This is a genomic window from Pseudomonas sp. GW456-12-1-14-TSB6 (assembly GCF_059424205.1).
In genome coordinates this window covers 1-706 of record NZ_JBWKZE010000072.1, presented here as the reverse complement: position 1 = coordinate 706, position 706 = coordinate 1, and the positions used below count along the sequence as shown (strand labels likewise).

1 protein-coding gene is annotated in these 706 nt (G+C 60.1%); it reads right to left on the bottom strand.

Going from position 1 to position 706, the window contains the following annotated elements; all coding sequences use genetic code 11:
• Positions 1-22 precede the first annotated feature (22 nt).
• Positions 23-706, bottom strand: a 684-nt coding sequence (gene icmH, locus AC07Y2_RS28740) for a type IVB secretion system protein IcmH/DotU (protein WP_103387457.1), incomplete at its 5' end; no start/stop codon positions are given.

Below are 706 nucleotides of genomic sequence, written 5' to 3'. Positions count from 1 at the left end.
GGATGAGCACGCTGAAAATCGGTTACAGGTTGAGGATCCGCTCCAGAGAGGCGAGCACTTCCTGAGTGATGCTGTTCAGGCGCATGGAGTAGATCGTGTAGGCGCAGATCAGTACGACAGCGGCCAGCGCCCACGGCGTCCACAGCGGCCAGGCGCGTTTGATCCGGTAGTTGCGCGGGGCGACGTTTTTCAGCGGATCGGTCAGGCGTTTGGGTGTCTCGCCGCGCAATGGGCGCAACAGGCCGTGCAACTGGTCGATGATCTTCTGTATTTCGTCATCGCCCTTGCTATGGACGCCGTATTTGCCCTTGAGGCCGGAGATCAGGCACTGGTACATGAACTCCAGAACATGCTGATACCGGGCCGCCTCGGGGATCATGTTGTTCATGACGGTGAAGAACCGCTCACCACCTCGGGTTTCCCCATGGAATTGGCTGAGCAGTGAGCGTTCACTCCAACTGGAGAGCTTGCCCCAGGAGGTGGCCATGACTACCTCGTCCAGCAACAGGCACAGGCTGTAGGAGTAGGCCTTGAGCATGCCGGCGTCGTAGTCGAGCTGGCTGACTTCTTCCATGATCGTGGTGATCTGGTTACTGACGCTTTTGTACAGCGCGGTCACATCATCGTGGTGGTCCAGACGGCGCAGGCGGATGACCAGGCCGATCAGGGGCGTGGCGGCATCGCAGAGCGGGTTCCAGGCCAGGCC